The following is a 15,432-nucleotide window of genomic DNA, read 5'->3' on the forward strand; positions in this document are numbered from 1 at the left end:
CGCGCGCATCAGAGAGCGCCGCACCCCCCTTCTGCAAGGAGAGACCGGTGTCAGACGTCCGTGTGATCATCCAACGCGATTCCGAGCGGGAAGAGCGCGTGGTGACGACGGGCACTACGGCCGCCGACCTCTTCCCCGGTGAGCGCACCGTCGTCGCCGCCCGCGTCGCTGGCGAGCTGAAGGACCTGGCGTACGCCGTCGCCGACGGCGACGAGATCGAGCCCGTCGAGATCTCCTCCGAGGACGGCCTGAACATCCTGCGCCACTCGACCGCGCACGTCATGGCGCAGGCCGTGCAGGAGCTGTTCCCCGACGCCAAGCTGGGCATCGGCCCGCCCATCCGGGACGGCTTCTACTACGACTTCGACGTCAAGGAGCCCTTCACCCCCGAGGACCTCAAGCGCATCGAGAAGAAGATGCAGGAGATCCAGAAGCGGGGCCAGCGCTTCTCGCGCCGCGTCACCAACGACGACGACGCGCGCGTGGAGCTGGCCGACGAGCCGTACAAGCTGGAGCTGATCGGCCTCAAGGGCAACGCGGCGAACGCCGCCGACGGCGCGGACGCCGAGGTCGGCGCCGGCGAGCTGACCATCTACGACAACATCGACGCGAAGACCGGCGAGCTGTGCTGGAAGGACCTCTGCCGAGGCCCGCACCTGCCCACCACGCGGAACATCCCCGCGTTCAAGCTGATGCGCTCCGCCGCCGCCTACTGGCGCGGCAGCGAGAAGAACCCGCAGCTCCAGCGCATCTACGGCACCGCCTGGCCCTCGAAGGACGAGCTGAAGGCGCACCTGGAGTTCCTCGCCGAGGCCGAGAAGCGCGACCACCGCAAGCTCGGCGCCGAGCTGGACCTCTTCTCCTTCCCGGAGGAGCTGGGCCCGGGCCTCGCGGTCTTCCACCCCAAGGGCGGCGTGATCCGCAAGGTGATGGAGGACTACTCCCGCAAGCGGCACGAGGACTCGGGCTACGAGTTCGTGAACACCCCGCACATCTCGAAGGAGCACCTCTTCGAGACGTCCGGGCACCTGCCGCACTACGCGGAGGGCATGTTCCCGCCGATCGAGTTCGACGGGCAGAACTACCGCCTGAAGGCGATGAACTGCCCCATGCACAACCTTATCTTCAAGTCGCGCGGTCGCTCCTACCGCGAACTGCCCCTGCGGCTCTTCGAGTTCGGCACGGTCTACCGCTACGAGAAGTCGGGCGTCGTGCACGGCCTGACCCGCTCGCGCGGCTTCACGCAGGACGACTCGCACATCTACTGCACCAAGGAGCAGATGGGTGAGGAGCTCGACAAGCTCCTCACCTTCGTCCTGGACCTGCTGCGCGACTACGGCCTGAACGAGTTCGAGCTGGAGCTGTCCACCCGCGACGACTCCGACAAGTTCATCGGCTCCGAGGAGGACTGGGCGGAGGCCACCGAGGCGCTGCGGCAGGCGGCCGAGAAGCAGGGCCTTCCGCTGGTGCCGGACCCGGGCGGCGCCGCCTACTACGGCCCGAAGATCTCGGTGCAGGCGCGGGACGCGATCGGGCGGTCCTGGCAGATGTCGACCCTCCAGGTCGACTTCAACCAGCCCAAGCGGTTCGGCCTCGAGTACACCTCGGCGGACGGTTCCAAGCAGCAGCCCGTCATGCTGCACCGCGCGCTGTTCGGTTCGATCGAGCGGTTCTTCGGTGTGCTCCTGGAGCACTACGCGGGCGCGTTCCCGGCGTGGCTCGCCCCCGTGCAGGCCATCGGCATCCCGGTCGGCGACGCGCACGTGCCCTACCTCCAGGAGTTCGCCGAGGAGGCCAGGAAGCGCGGACTGCGGGTCGAGGTGGACGCCTCCTCGGACCGCATGCAGAAGAAGATCCGCAACGCCCAGCGCAGCAAGGTGCCCTTCATGGTCATCGTCGGTGACGACGACATGAACGCGGGCGCGGTGTCCTTCCGCTACCGGGACGGATCGCAGGAGAACGGCATCGCCCGTGACGAGGCCATCGCCAAGCTCGTCGACGTGGTGGAGCGCCGCGTACAGGTGTGACCTGCTCCCCGCGCCGGCGGGGGGACATGAGGGGCGGTCCCGTACGGGGCCGCCCCTCGGCGCGTGCTCGCCGGGGAATATGCTGACCACCATGACGAGTGAGCCGGAGCAGCAGATCGGAGTGGGTACGCAGGACGCGTTCCAGCGCCTGTGGACGCCCCACCGGATGGCGTACATCCAGGGCGAGAACAAGCCCACGGGCCCAGGGGCCGACGACGGCTGCCCCTTCTGCTCCATCCCGGCCAAGTCCGACGAGGACGGGCTGGTGATCGCGCGCGGCGAGCAGGTGTACGCGGTGCTGAACCTCTACCCGTACAACGGCGGCCACCTGATGGTCGTGCCCTACCGGCACGTCGCCGACTACACCGACCTGACCGGCCCCGAGACGGCCGAACTGGGCGAGCTGACCAAGCAGGCGATGACGGCCCTGCGCAGCGCGTCCGGCGCGCACGGCTTCAACATCGGCATGAACCAGGGAGCGGTGGCGGGCGCCGGCATCGCCGCCCACCTGCACCAGCACGTCGTACCCCGCTGGGGCGGCGACACCAACTTCATGCCCGTCGTGGGCCACACGAAGGTGCTGCCGCAGCTGCTCGCCGACACCCGCACGATGCTCGCGAGCGCCTGGCCCGCTGTCGCGGGCTAGCCGCCCTCATGCGTCGTACACGTCCGCCTTCCTCGGCATCGGGTCCTGGATCGCGCCGCTGAGGAAGCCGGAGCGGGTGCCGAACTTCTCGGTGTTCACGCCGTTCTCCGCGAGGACCTTGATCGCCGCCGAGTGGACGACGCGCAGCACCGGGGTGGCGGCGCGCAGCGCGTCGTCGGCCATGAAGCGGTGCCGCCACGGCTTGTCGGCCCAGGCGTGCCGCAGACCGAAGGGCTCGGGCAGGACGAGCTTGCCGCCGAGGTGGTCCAGGAGCGGCGGATACCACGTGAACGGGGCGCGCACGGCCAGGCGCACCACCTCGTCGGCGTCGACCAGGGGCAGGTTGCGGTCGACGGTCTCCCAGAACTTGATGGCCTTGGAGACCGTCTTCGTCTTGGGCTCGGGCTTGGTGGTGAACAGGGAGTGCACCGGGCCGAGGGCGTGTCCGGTGACTTCGATGCGCAGCGTCTCGTGCAGCACGGTGACCGTGATCAGCATCGTGATGACCAACTGGCCGTCCCAGAGCGTGAACTGGACGCCCAGGTAGTGCCGGTCACCGCTGCCGAACTGTTGTTCGTTGCAGATGCGCTGTATCTCGTGGCCGCGGATCTGGAAGGCCTCGACGTCCGTGCCGGTGGGGCGGGCCACCGCTCCGGCGTTCTCCCCGATGGGGGAGACGATCCAGTGGTTGATCGACGGGGTGGGGAAGCCCCCGGTGTGCAGCGGGCCGCGCTCCAGCATGCGGAGCTGGTCGTGCACCGCCCTTATGACGTCCCAGCTGCGGAAGGGGTGGATCTCCTTGCCGTCCTCGGCGGGCACCAGCTCCTCGGCCAGCTGCCAGCTGCCCCAGCGTGTCCCCATGCCCAGTATGCCCTTGGGCCCGGCGTAGAACACGGAGTTGCTCTGCTGCTCGGCGGAGAGCCTGGCCAGGCCCTGGCGGAGCCGCTCGGCGGCCGTCTCCCCGGGGCTGCCGGGCACCGCCTCGGGGATCTTGGCGCCGATGCCGCCGCCGGAGAGCAGGCTCGCCCATCGGTCGCGCATGTCCCTGGCGGTGCGCTCGGCGATCTGCTTCGCCCAGAACCAGCCCACCACCGGCAGGACGATCGACGCCCGCAGATACCACGCCCAGAAGCCGTGGAACGGCAGCTTGAGCAGGGCGAGGACGGCCAGCACGCCCATGGCGACCAGGACGGTCGTGGCCAGCGCGCCCGCGCGCTTGTTGTCGTTCTTGGCGACCTGGCGCCGGATGGTGAAGACGAGCAGCCACACGAACAGGCCGGGCAGGAAGAGCACCCCGCACAGGACCATCACGGCGGTGAGCCAGCTGTCGCGCTCCTTGCGGATGCGGTTGGCCGCGAGGCAGTGCTCCACCACCGACTGGGGCTCTATCCCGAAGGACTGGATGAGCGGCTTGCGGCCGCCGCCGAGCATCCGCACCTGCACGGTCCGTGCGAACGCCTCGCCGAGGCTCGGCTTGAACAGCGAGAACATGCCGGGCTTCACCACGGACTTGTGCCACTCGCCGTTGGCCTTGAGGATCTCCTCGACGTCCCCGTCCCGATACGCGGCCGAGGCCAGGGCGTGCGTCGCCGCCGTCTGCCCCGCGGCCCCCGAGAGCGGGACCTGGGCCCCGGGCCTGAAGTCGAATCCGTCGTCCGCCACTGCCGCCCCCTCGCCGCGACGCCTTCGCCCCGGCTCTTCCCGACTTCCTTGTCCGGCACACCTGTTGCCGTCCCGCGCATCCGTTGATCAGGTCATCAGCGTATCGGGGAGCACCGACATCCGTCAGGGGGCGCCGGCGGGCCACTCCGCGCGCGCCGGTACAACTACGGGGCGGTCCGCGCCTGTTCGCGGAACCGCTCCGACAACTGCGCCGGCATCGGCTCGTGGCGGGCGTACGCCCGGCTGAAGCGTCCGGTGCCCTGGGAGAGGGAGCGCAGATCCACGGCGTACCGGCCGATCTCGATCTCGGGGACCTCGGCCCGGACGAGCGTACGGCCACCGGCTGCCTGCTCGGTCCCGACCACCCGGCCGCGGCGGCCCGACAGATCGCTCATGACCGCGCCGACGTGGTCGTCGCCGACCAGCACCCGCACCTCGGCGACCGGTTCGAGCAGATGGATCCCGGCGCCGGCCGCCGCCTCCCGCAGCGCGAGCGCGCCCGCCGTCTGGAACGCGGCGTCGGAGGAGTCCACCGAGTGCGCCTTGCCGTCCAGCAGCGTGACCCGCACATCGACCAGCGCGTACCCGCAGGCCACGCCCTTCGCCGCCTGAGCCCGCACCCCCTTCTCGACGGACGGGATGAACTGCCGCGGGACCGCGCCGCCGACGACCTTGTCGACGAACTCGATGCCGCTGCCGCCCGGCAGCGGCTCCACCTCGATCTCGCAGATCGCGTACTGGCCGTGCCCGCCGGACTGCTTGACGTGGCGGCCGCGCCCCACCGCCCTGTCCGCGAACGTCTCCCGAAGGGCGACCTTGTGCGCCACCACGTCGACCTGCACGCCGTACCGGCCGCGCAGCCGCTCCAGGGCCACGTCGGCGTGCGCCTCGCCCAGGCACCACAGGACCAGCTGGTGGGTGTCCGGATTCTGTTCCAGCCGCATCGTCGGGTCCTCGGCCACCAGGCGCGAGAGCCCCTGCGAGAGCTTGTCCTCGTCCGCCTTGCCGTGCGCCCGGACGGCGAGCGGCAGCAGCGGATCGGGCATGTCCCAGGGCTCCATGAGGAGCGGGTCGCCCTTGCCCGACAGCGTGTCGCCCGTCTCCGCGCGGTGCAGCTTGGCCACGCAGGCCATGTCGCCCGCCACGCACCGGGTGAGCGGGCGCTGCTGCTTGCCGAAGGGGGCGGAGAGCGCGCCGACCCGCTCGTCGGCTTGGAGGAGGGAGCGGCCCTCGTGGCCCCGCTCGACCTGCCCGTGCCCGCACACATGCACCGTCTCGTCGGGGCGCAGGGTGCCGGAGAAGACACGTACGAGTGAGATCCGGCCGACGTACGGGTCGGAGGCGGTCTTGACGACCTCGGCCGCCAAAGGGCCCAGCGGGTCGCAGGTGAGCCGGGCGCGCGCCGTGCCGTCCGGTGCGGTCACGGCCGGCACGGGGTGTTCCAGCGGGGTCGGGAAGCCGCCCGTGACCAGCTCCAGGAGCTCGACGGTGCCGATGCCCTGCCGGGCGCCCTCGGCGGCCGGGGCGGCGGCGAGCACCGGGTGGAAGACGCCGCGCGCCACGGCACGCTCCAAGTCGTCCACGAGTGTCGTGAAGTCGATGTCCTCGCCGCCGAGATAGCGGTCCATGAGCGACTCGTCCTCGCTCTCGGCGATGATCCCCTCGATCAGCTTCTCGCGTGCCTCCCGCAGCGGCGGCAGCTGGTCGGCGCCCGGCTCGGACTCCTTGCGCTCCCCGGAGGCGTAGTCGTACACGCGCTGCGAGAGCAGTCCGATCAGACCGGTCACCGGCGCGTGGCCGTCGGGGCCCTGCTCGCCGTGGAGCGGCAGATACAGCGGCAGCACGGCGTCCGGGTCGTCGGCGCCGAACGCCTCGGCGCAGCGGCGCGTGATGTCCGCGAAGTCGGCGCGGGCCGAGTCCAGGTGCGTGACGACGATGGCGCGCGGCATGCCGACCGCCGCGCACTCCTCCCAGACCATGCGGGTCGCGCCCGTGATGCCCTCGGTGCCCTCCGCCGCCGAGACGACGAAGAGGGCCGCGTCCGCGGCGCGCAGACCGGCCCTCAGCTCCCCGACGAAGTCGGCGTATCCGGGGGTGTCCAGCAGATTGACCTTGATGCCGTCCCAGACGAGGGGCACCAGGGACAGCTGCACCGAGCGCTGGCGGCGGTGCTCCGTCTCGTCGTGGTCGGAGACGGTGGTGCCGTCCTCGACGCGGCCCGCCCGGTTCACCGCCCCCGCGGTCAGCGCGAGGGCCTCCACCAAGGTGGTCTTGCCCGATCCGCTGTGGCCGACCAGCACCACGTTCCGTACACAGGAGGGGTGGTCGGCCGTCACCGCCCTGCCGGCGGCTCCGGGGTGTGCGTGCGCCTTGTCGCCCATGCCTTGCCTCCCGGTCACGTGCGCGGTCGAGGAGGCTCAGCCCCCTCGGGGATGCCGGCTGCTCGCGGACGCGCGGGGCCCGGTGCGGGGCCGCTGGGGTGGCGCCCGTGGTGCTTTCGAGCTTTCCACCCGGGTCCCGGTGCGTCCATACGTCGTACGTGATCGTGAGGGGGCGAGCCGGTCCGTCAGGGGCGTGACTACGATGGGTCGGCCGGTGGCCAACGGGGCCACGCGGCGCACCGACCCCTCGGGAAGGCCATGCTGAACAAGTACGCGCGTGCATTCTTCACGCGTGTCCTCACGCCGTTCGCCGCGTTTCTCATCCGCCGCGGGGTCAGCCCCGACGCGGTGACCTTCATCGGCACGGCCGGTGTGGTGGCGGGAGCGCTGGTCTTCTTCCCCCGTGGCGAGTTCTTCTGGGGCACCATCGTCATCACGCTGTTCGTCTTCTCGGACCTCGTCGACGGCAACATGGCCCGCCAGCTCGGCCGCTCGAGCCGCTGGGGCGCCTTCCTGGACTCCACCCTCGACCGGGTGGCCGACAGCGCGATCTTCGGTGGCCTCGCCCTGTGGTACGCCGGGCGCGGCGACGACAACATCCTGTGCGCCGTGTCCATCTTCTGTCTGGCGAGCGGTCAGGTCGTGTCGTACACCAAGGCGCGCGGTGAGGCGATCGGGCTGCCCGTCGCCGTCAACGGCCTGGTCGAGCGCGCCGAGCGGCTGGTGATCTCGCTGGTCGCCGCGGGCCTCTCCGGGCTCCACGCGTTCGGGGTCCCCGGCATCCAGGTGCTGCTGCCCATCGCCCTGTGGATCGTCGCCGTGGGCAGCCTGGTCACGCTCGTCCAGCGGGTCGTCACCGTGCGCCGCGAGTCCGCGGAGGCGGACGCCGCCACGGCCGCCCCGGGCCAGGGGAACGAGGCCGCGCAGTGAAGGACCGCCTCACCGACGGGCTGTACGGCCTCGGTTGGAGCACCGTCAAGAAGCTCCCCGAGCCGGTCGCCGAGCGGCTCGGCAGGACCATCGCCGACACCGTCTGGAAGCGCCGCGGCAAGGGCGTGCTGCGCCTGGAGTCCAACCTCGCGCGCGTGGTGCCCGACGCCACCCCCGAGCGGCTCGCGGAGCTGTCCCGGGCGGGCATGCGGTCGTACCTGCGCTACTGGATGGAGTCCTTCCGGCTGCCGTCCTGGAGCAGGGAGCGCATCAGGGACGGCGTCGACGTCACGGGCGTGCACCATCTGACCGCCGGGCTCGAAGCGGGCAAGGGCGTCGTCGTCGCCCTGCCGCACCTCGGCAACTGGGACCTCGCGGGCGCCTGGGTCGCAGCGAAGCTGGACACCCCTTTCACCACCGTCGCCGAGCGCCTGAAGCCCGAGTCGCTCTACGACCGCTTCGTCGCCTACCGCGAGAGCCTCGGCATGGAGGTCCTGCCGCACACCGGCGGCGCCGCCTTCGGCACGCTGGCCCGCCGGCTTCGCGCGGGCGGCCTGGTCTGCCTCGTCGCGGACCGCGATCTGTCGGCCTCCGGGGTCGAGGTGAAGTTCTTCGGGGACACCGCCCGGATGCCCGCCGGACCCGCGATGCTGGCCCAGCACACCGGCGCGGCGCTGCTCCCGGTGACCCTCTGGTACGACGGGCCCGTCATGCGCGGCCGGATCCACCCGCCCGTCGACGTCCCCGAGACAGGCACCCGCGCCGAGAAGACGTCTGCCATGACGCAGGCGCTGGCAGACGCCTTCGCCACCGGCATCGCCGAGCACCCGGAGGACTGGCACATGCTGCAGCGGCTGTGGCTCGCCGACCTGGAGCCCCGCCCCGGCGGCCCCGCGGCGGGGGAGGCCTCGTGAGGATCGGCATCGTCTGCCCCTACTCGTGGGACGTGCCGGGCGGCGTCCAGTTCCACATCCGCGATCTGGCGGAGCACCTCATCGGCCTGGGGCACGAGGTGTCCGTCCTCGCCCCGGCCGACGACGAGACGCCGCTGCCGCCGTACGTCGTCTCGGCGGGCCGCGCTGTCCCCGTGCCCTACAACGGCTCAGTCGCCCGGCTCAACTTCGGCTTCCTGTCGGCCGCCCGCGTACGCCGCTGGCTGCACGACGGCACCTTCGACGTCATCCACATCCACGAGCCGACCTCGCCCTCGCTCGGGCTGCTCGCGTGCTGGGCGGCGCAGGGCCCCATCGTCGCGACGTTCCACACGTCCAACCCGCGCTCCCGCGCCATGCTCGCCGCGTATCCGATCCTCCAGCCCGCCCTGGAGAAGATCAGCGCCCGCATCGCCGTGAGCGAGTACGCGCGCCGCACCCTCGTCGAACACCTGGGCGGGGACGCGGTCGTCATCCCCAACGGCGTCGACGTCGACTTCTTCGCCAAGGCCGAGCCCAAGCCGGAGTGGCAGGGCGGGACCATCGGCTTCATCGGCCGCATCGACGAGCCCCGCAAGGGGCTGCCCGTCCTCATGAAGGCGCTGCCGCAGATCTTCGCCGAGCGGCCGGAGGCGCGCCTGCTGGTCGCCGGGCGCGGCGACGAGGACGAGGCGGTGACCACGCTCCCCGCCGACCTGCGCTCCCGGGTGGAGTTCCTCGGCATGGTCAGCGACGAGGACAAGGCGCGGCTGCTGCGCAGCGTCGACCTGTACGTGGCGCCGAACACCGGTGGCGAGAGCTTCGGGATCATCCTGGTCGAGGCGATGTCCGCGGGCGCGCCGGTACTCGCCAGCGACCTGGACGCCTTCGCCCAGGTCCTCGACCAGGGCGCGGCCGGCGACCTGTTCGGCAACGAGGACGCCGACTCGCTCGCCGAGGCGGCGGTGCGCCTCCTCGCCGACCCCGCGCGCCGCGAGGGCCTGCGGGAGCGCGGCAGCGCGCGTGTGCGGCGCTTCGACTGGTCGACCGTCGCCGCGGACATCCTCGCGGTGTACGAGACGGTGACGGACGGCGCGGCCTCGGTCGCGGAGGACGAACGCTCTGGGCTGCGGGCCCGGTTCGGACTGGCCAGGGACTGACGTCCTGAGCCCCGCCGGTCCCCGGCGGCGGGCCCGGCCCCCCGACGGGACTTTCGAAACATGCCCTAGCGTGTAGGCCCGTGACCTCCACTTTGATCTGGATCGCGGTAGTCCTCTTCGCGGTAGGCCTCTACCTGAGCTGGACGGCGGGCCGGCTCGACCGGCTGCACGCCCGCATCGACGCCTCCCGCGCGGCCCTCGACGCCCAGCTGCTGCGCCGCGCCTCGGTCGCCCAGGAACTGGCCACCTCCGGAGTGCTCGACCCGGCCGCCTCGATCGTGCTCTACGAGGCGGCGCACGCGGCGCGGCAGGCGGAGGAGGAGCAGCGCGAGGTCGCCGAGAGCGAGCTGAGCCAGGCCCTGCGGGCCATCTTCGGCGAGGTCCAGCAGGTCGAGGCGGTACGCGAGGCCCCCGGCGGGGACGAGGCGGCCACCGAACTGGCCGCGGCCGTGCGCCGGGTGCCGATGGCCCGGCGCTTCCACAACGACTCCGTACGCGCCGCCCGCGCCCTGCGCAGGCACCGCAAGGTCCGCTGGTTCCGCCTCGCGGGGCACGCGCCCTTCCCGCTGGCGTTCGAGATGGACGACGAGCCACCGACGGCGCTGGCCGACCGCCCCGCCGGGTGAGGCGTCGTCCGGGCGCGGTACTGACCAGCGGCGTCCTGGAAAAATGAGCCACCGGTCAACCATTGGCCCTTGCTGTGGCCTGGTGGACGGGCGTTTCCTCGGAAGTGCAGAAACTTCTCTTCAGCGAGTGAGGTCAACCCCGTGCCCAGCACCCCCTCCACCAGCAACCCGACGCCCGAGACCGGCACCGCGCGCGTGAAGCGCGGCATGGCCGAGCAGCTCAAGGGCGGCGTGATCATGGACGTCGTCAACGCCGAGCAGGCGAAGATCGCCGAGGACGCCGGCGCCGTGGCCGTCATGGCGCTGGAGCGGGTGCCCGCCGACATCCGCAAGGACGGCGGCGTGGCCCGGATGTCGGACCCGAACATGATCGAGGAGATCATCGAGGCCGTCTCGATCCCGGTCATGGCCAAGTCCCGCATCGGGCACTTCGTCGAGGCCCAGGTCCTGCAGTCCCTCGGCGTCGACTACATCGACGAGTCCGAGGTCCTCACCCCGGCCGACGAGGTCAACCACAGCGACAAGTTCGCCTTCACCACGCCGTTCGTGTGCGGCGCCACCAACCTGGGCGAGGCCCTGCGTCGCATCGCCGAGGGCGCGGCCATGATCCGCTCCAAGGGCGAGGCCGGCACCGGCAACGTCGTCGAGGCCGTCCGCCACCTGCGCCAGATCAAGAACGAGATCGCCCGCCTGCGCGGCTACGACAACAACGAGCTGTACGCCGCCGCCAAGGAGCTGCGCGCCCCCTACGAGCTGGTCAAGGAGACCGCCGAGCTGGGCAAGCTGCCGGTCGTGCTCTTCTCCGCCGGTGGCGTCGCCACCCCGGCCGACGCCGCCCTGATGCGCCAGCTCGGCGCCGAGGGCGTCTTCGTCGGCTCCGGCATCTTCAAGTCCGGCGACCCGGCCAAGCGCGCCGCTGCCATCGTGAAGGCCACCACCTTCTACGACGACCCGAAGATCATCGCGGACGCCTCCCGCAACCTCGGCGAGGCCATGGTCGGCATCAACTGCGACACCCTGCCCGAGACCGAGCGCTACGCGAACCGAGGCTGGTGATGACCACTCCCGTAGTGGGCGTCCTCGCCCTTCAGGGGGACGTACGGGAGCACCTGATCGCCCTGGCCTCGGCGGACGCCCTGGCCAGGCCGGTGCGGCGCCCCGAAGAGCTGGCCGAGGTCGACGGCCTGGTCATCCCCGGCGGCGAGTCCACCACCATCTCCAAGCTGGCGGCCCTCTTCGGCGTCATGGAGCCGCTGCGCGCGCGGGTGCGCGCGGGCATGCCGGTCTACGGCACCTGCGCGGGCATGATCATGCTCGCCGACAAGATCCTCGACCCGCGCTCGGGCCAGGAGACGGTGGGCGGCATCGACATGATCGTGCGGCGCAACGCCTTCGGGCGGCAGAACGAGTCCTTCGAGGCCGCGGTCGGCGTCAAGGGCGTCGAGGGCGCCCCCGTCGAGGGCGTCTTCATCCGCGCGCCCTGGGTGGAGTCGGTCGGCGCCCAGGTGGAGGTGCTCGCCGAGCACGAGGGCCACATCGTCGCCGTACGCCAGGGCAAAGCGCTCGCCACGTCCTTCCACCCCGAACTCACGGGCGACCACCGTCTGCACGCGCTGTTCGTGGAGATGGTGCGGGGGAACGGGCGCGCGGGATCCTTGTAGGATCTCCGGGGACCCCGGAGCCTTACGGTCTGGGAGAGTTCCTACTGGTTGTTGGGTAACGCGAAGGAGACAGGCAGATGTCCGGCCACTCTAAATGGGCTACGACGAAGCACAAGAAGGCCGTGATCGACGCCAAGCGCGGCAAGCTCTTCGCGAAGATGATCAAGAACATCGAGGTCGCGGCGCGTACCGGCGGTGCCGACCCCGCCGGTAACCCGACCCTGTTCGACGCCATCCAGAAGGCCAAGAAGAGCTCGGTCCCGAACAAGAACATCGACTCCGCGGTCAAGCGCGGCGCCGGTCTCGAGGCCGGCGGCGCCGACTACGAGACGATCATGTACGAGGGCTACGGCCCGAACGGCGTCGCGGTGCTCATCGAGTGCCTCACCGACAACCGCAACCGCGCCGCGTCCGACGTCCGCGTCGCCATGACGCGCAACGGCGGCTCGATGGCCGACCCCGGCTCCGTCTCGTACCTCTTCCACCGCAAGGGCGTCGTCATCGTCCCCAAGGGCGAGGGCGACCTGAGCGAGGACGACGTGCTCGGCGCGGTCCTGGACGCCGGCGCCGAAGAGGTCAACGACCTCGGCGAGAGCTTCGAGGTGCTCAGCGAGGCCACCGACCTGGTCGCGGTGCGCACCGCGCTCCAGGAGGCCGGCATCGACTACGACTCGGCCGACGCCAACTTCGTCCCCACCATGCAGGTGGAGCTGGACGAGGAGGGTGCTCGCAAGATCTTCAAGCTGATCGACGCCCTGGAGGACAGCGACGACGTGCAGAACGTCTTCGCCAACTTCGACGTCTCCGACGAGGTCATGGCGAAGGTCGACGCGTAAGCGCTCCGCCGGGTCACCGGCGATGCGGCCACGGCTCGTTCGTGGTCGCATCCGGAGTGCTCCGCGCCCCCGCAGGGCGCGCAAGGGCCGACGGGACACACCCCGTCGGCCCGTCGCGTTGTCAGAGGGACCCGATAACCTGCACGGACAGGCGAGGGGAGGGGCTTACGTGCGCGTTTTGGGGGTCGACCCGGGGCTGACCCGGTGCGGTGTCGGTGTCGTCGAGGGCGTCGCCGGACGGCCGTTGACCATGCGCGGCGTCGGAGTCGTGCGGACTCCGGCCGACGCCGAGCTGGGGCTGCGGCTGGTCGCCATCGAGCAGGGCATCGAGCAGTGGCTCGACGAGCACCGCCCCGAAGTCCTCGCCGTGGAGCGCGTGTTCAGCCAGCACAACGTCCGCACGGTCATGGGCACCGCCCAGGCCAGCGCCGTCGCCATGCTGTGCGCCGCCCGCCGCGGCCTCCCCGTGGTCCTGCACACCCCCAGCGAGGTCAAGGCGGCCGTCACCGGCAGCGGCCGCGCCGACAAGGCCCAGGTCGGCGCGATGGTCACCCGCCTCCTGCGGCTCGACGCACCGCCCAAGCCCGCCGACGCCGCGGACGCCCTCGCCCTCGCCATCTGCCACATCTGGCGCGCCCCGGCGCAAAACCGCCTCCAGCAGGCCGTCGCCCGCAACAGGCTCCAGCAGGCCGTCGCCCAGCACGCGGCCAAGACCCCCACAGCCCAGAAAGGCCGTACCGCATGATCGCCTTCGTCAGCGGCCCCGTCGCCGCCCTCGCCCCCGATGCCGCGGTGGTCGAGGTCGGCGGCATCGGCATGGCCGTGCAGTGCACGCCGAACACCCTCTCCACGCTCCGGGTGGGCCGGCCCGCCAAGCTCGCCACCTCGCTGGTCGTACGGGAGGACTCCCTGACCCTGTACGGCTTCGCGGACGACGACGAGCGCCAGACCTTCGAGCTGCTCCAGACCGCCAGCGGCGTCGGCCCCCGCCTGGCCCTGGCCATGCTCGCCGTGCACAGCCCCGACGCCCTGCGCCGCGCCGTCTCCACCGGCGACGAGAAGGCGCTGACCGCCGTGCCCGGCATCGGCAAGAAGGGCGCCCAGAAGCTCCTCCTGGAGTACAAGGACCGCCTCGGCGAGCCCCTCGGCACCGGCGGCCCCGCCGTCGGCACCCCCGTCACCTCCGGCTGGCGCGACCAGCTGCACGCCGCGCTCATCGGCCTCGGGTACGCCACGCGCGAGGCCGACGAGGCCGTCGCCGCCGTCACCCCGCAGGCCGAGGCCGCGGAGGGCACCCCGCAGGTCGGCCGGCTCCTCAAGGCCGCGCTCCAGACCCTGAACCGCACCCGCTAGCGCCCGTCCGCCACCCCGTACGCACCAGCCGCCACCCCCTGAACCGCATCGCGAGGCACACCGCATGAACTGGGACGACACGACCGACGAAGCTGCCGCAGCGGCCGAGCGGCTCGTCGGTGCGTCCGCCGACGGCGAGGACCAGGCCGTCGAGGCCGCCCTGCGCCCCAAGGACCTGGGCGAGTTCATCGGCCAGGAGAAGGTCCGCGAGCAGCTCGACCTCGTCCTGCGGGCCGCCCGCGCGCGGGGCGCCACCGCCGACCACGTCCTGCTCTCCGGAGCCCCCGGCCTCGGCAAGACGACCCTCTCGATGATCATCGCCGCCGAGATGGGCGCCCCGATCCGCATCACCAGCGGCCCGGCCATCCAGCACGCGGGCGACCTCGCGGCGATCCTCTCCTCCCTCCAGGAGGGCGAGGTCCTCTTCCTCGACGAGATCCACCGCATGTCGCGGCCCGCCGAGGAGATGCTGTACATGGCGATGGAGGACTTCCGGGTCGACGTCATCGTCGGCAAGGGCCCCGGCGCCACCGCCATCCCGCTGGAACTGCCGCCCTTCACCCTGGTCGGCGCCACCACGCGCGCGGGCCTGCTGCCGCCGCCGCTGCGCGACCGGTTCGGCTTCACCGCCCACATGGAGTTCTACGAACCCGCCGAGCTGGAGCGGGTCGTCCACCGCTCCGCCCAGCTGCTCGACGTGGAGATCGACGTGGCCGGCGCCGCCGAGATCGCGGGCCGCTCGCGCGGCACCCCCCGCATCGCCAACCGCCTCCTGCGCCGCGTGCGGGACTACGCCCAGGTCAAGGCCGACGGGGTGATCGACCGTGACATCGCGGGCGCGGCCCTCGCGGTCTACGAGGTCGACGGACGGGGCCTCGACCGTCTGGACCGCGCCGTCCTGCAGGCCCTGCTCAAGCTGTTCGGCGGCGGGCCCGTCGGCCTGTCGACCCTCGCGGTCGCCGTGGGGGAGGAGCGCGAGACCGTCGAGGAGGTGGCCGAGCCCTTCCTGGTGCGCGAAGGGCTGCTGGCCCGCACCCCGCGCGGGCGCGTGGCCACCCCGGCGGCCTGGGCGCACCTGGGGCTCGTGCCCCCGCGGCAGACGGGCGGAAAGGGACAGCAGGACCTGTTCGGGTCGTGACGGCGGCGGGACGACGGCGCAACCGCGCCACAACGGCACGGAGAGTCGTGCGGCGAGGAACTGCGGTGCCATGCTGAGCGTTGTTCGTTAGGCGCGGACTC

General features: G+C 71.8%; 14 protein-coding genes. 12 read left to right on the forward strand and 2 right to left on the reverse strand.

The genetic code is table 11. The annotated features are described in order from the left end of the window. Window positions 1-47 precede the first annotated feature (47 nt). Both thrS and ACZ516_RS25610 read left to right on the forward strand, forming a co-directional pair. Window positions 48-2,027, forward strand: a complete 1,980-nt coding sequence (gene thrS / locus ACZ516_RS25605) for a threonine--tRNA ligase (RefSeq protein ID WP_358585737.1) — start codon at window positions 48-50, stop codon at window positions 2,025-2,027. Between the two features lie 79 nt (window positions 2,028-2,106). Next, window positions 2,107-2,673: an HIT family protein gene (locus ACZ516_RS25610; protein WP_361078643.1), complete on the forward strand. Its 567-nt coding sequence runs from the start codon at window positions 2,107-2,109 to the stop codon at window positions 2,671-2,673. 6 nt (window positions 2,674-2,679) lie between these two features. On the opposite strand, the gene ACZ516_RS25615 is transcribed toward ACZ516_RS25610, so the two are convergent. Beyond that, the gene (locus ACZ516_RS25615; RefSeq protein ID WP_469011752.1) at window positions 2,680-4,335 is read right to left on the reverse strand and encodes a hypothetical protein; all 1,656 of its coding nucleotides are present in this window, start codon (window positions 4,333-4,335) and stop codon (window positions 2,680-2,682) included. 164 nt (window positions 4,336-4,499) lie between these two features. Further along, window positions 4,500-6,716, reverse strand: a complete 2,217-nt coding sequence (locus tag ACZ516_RS25620; protein WP_469011753.1) for an elongation factor G-like protein EF-G2 — start codon at window positions 6,714-6,716, stop codon at window positions 4,500-4,502. Window positions 6,717-6,974: 258 nt separating this feature from the next. Between ACZ516_RS25620 and pgsA the strand changes: the two genes are divergently transcribed. The 10 genes from pgsA (at window position 6,975) to ruvB (ending at window position 15,331) form a co-directional block, all read left to right on the forward strand. Continuing rightward, window positions 6,975-7,646 (forward strand): phosphatidylinositol phosphate synthase, encoded by a 672-nt coding sequence (pgsA, locus tag ACZ516_RS25625; RefSeq protein ID WP_358585745.1) that lies wholly within the window; start codon window positions 6,975-6,977, stop codon window positions 7,644-7,646. Beyond that, the gene (locus tag ACZ516_RS25630) at window positions 7,643-8,560 is read left to right on the forward strand and encodes a phosphatidylinositol mannoside acyltransferase (RefSeq protein ID WP_469011754.1); all 918 of its coding nucleotides are present in this window, start codon (window positions 7,643-7,645) and stop codon (window positions 8,558-8,560) included. The genes pgsA and ACZ516_RS25630 overlap by 4 nt, the downstream gene beginning before the upstream one ends. After that, entirely contained in the window at window positions 8,557-9,717 is a 1,161-nt protein-coding gene (locus ACZ516_RS25635; RefSeq protein WP_358585749.1) for a glycosyltransferase family 4 protein, read from the forward strand. Before ACZ516_RS25630 ends, ACZ516_RS25635 begins: the two co-directional genes overlap by 4 nt. An 80-nt stretch (window positions 9,718-9,797) precedes the next feature. Continuing rightward, window positions 9,798-10,343 carry a hypothetical protein gene (locus ACZ516_RS25640; RefSeq protein ID WP_358585751.1) on the forward strand — a complete coding sequence of 182 codons (546 nt, stop codon included), beginning with the start codon at window positions 9,798-9,800 and terminating at the stop codon, window positions 10,341-10,343. Window positions 10,344-10,484: 141 nt separating this feature from the next. Further along, on the forward strand, window positions 10,485-11,399 hold the full coding sequence (gene pdxS / locus ACZ516_RS25645; RefSeq protein ID WP_358585753.1) for a pyridoxal 5'-phosphate synthase lyase subunit PdxS: 915 nt from the start codon (window positions 10,485-10,487) through the stop codon (window positions 11,397-11,399). Then, window positions 11,399-12,004, forward strand: a complete 606-nt coding sequence (pdxT, locus tag ACZ516_RS25650) for a pyridoxal 5'-phosphate synthase glutaminase subunit PdxT (RefSeq protein WP_469011755.1) — start codon at window positions 11,399-11,401, stop codon at window positions 12,002-12,004. Before pdxS ends, pdxT begins: the two co-directional genes overlap by 1 nt. Before the next feature lie 77 nt (window positions 12,005-12,081). Then, complete coding sequence (locus ACZ516_RS25655) at window positions 12,082-12,840, forward strand: YebC/PmpR family DNA-binding transcriptional regulator (protein ID WP_358585757.1); 759 nt, start codon at window positions 12,082-12,084, stop codon at window positions 12,838-12,840. Between the two features lie 169 nt (window positions 12,841-13,009). Beyond that, window positions 13,010-13,585 (forward strand): crossover junction endodeoxyribonuclease RuvC, encoded by a 576-nt coding sequence (gene ruvC, locus ACZ516_RS25660; protein WP_358585759.1) that lies wholly within the window; start codon window positions 13,010-13,012, stop codon window positions 13,583-13,585. Continuing rightward, the gene (ruvA, locus tag ACZ516_RS25665; RefSeq protein ID WP_358585761.1) at window positions 13,582-14,193 is read left to right on the forward strand and encodes a Holliday junction branch migration protein RuvA; all 612 of its coding nucleotides are present in this window, start codon (window positions 13,582-13,584) and stop codon (window positions 14,191-14,193) included. Before ruvC ends, ruvA begins: the two co-directional genes overlap by 4 nt. 64 nt (window positions 14,194-14,257) lie before the next feature. After that, a complete protein-coding gene (gene ruvB, locus ACZ516_RS25670; RefSeq protein ID WP_358585763.1) occupies window positions 14,258-15,331 on the forward strand; it encodes a Holliday junction branch migration DNA helicase RuvB in 1,074 nt (357 codons plus the stop codon). Window positions 15,332-15,432 lie beyond the last annotated feature (101 nt).

The organism is Streptomyces sp. NPDC034037 (assembly GCF_055575715.1).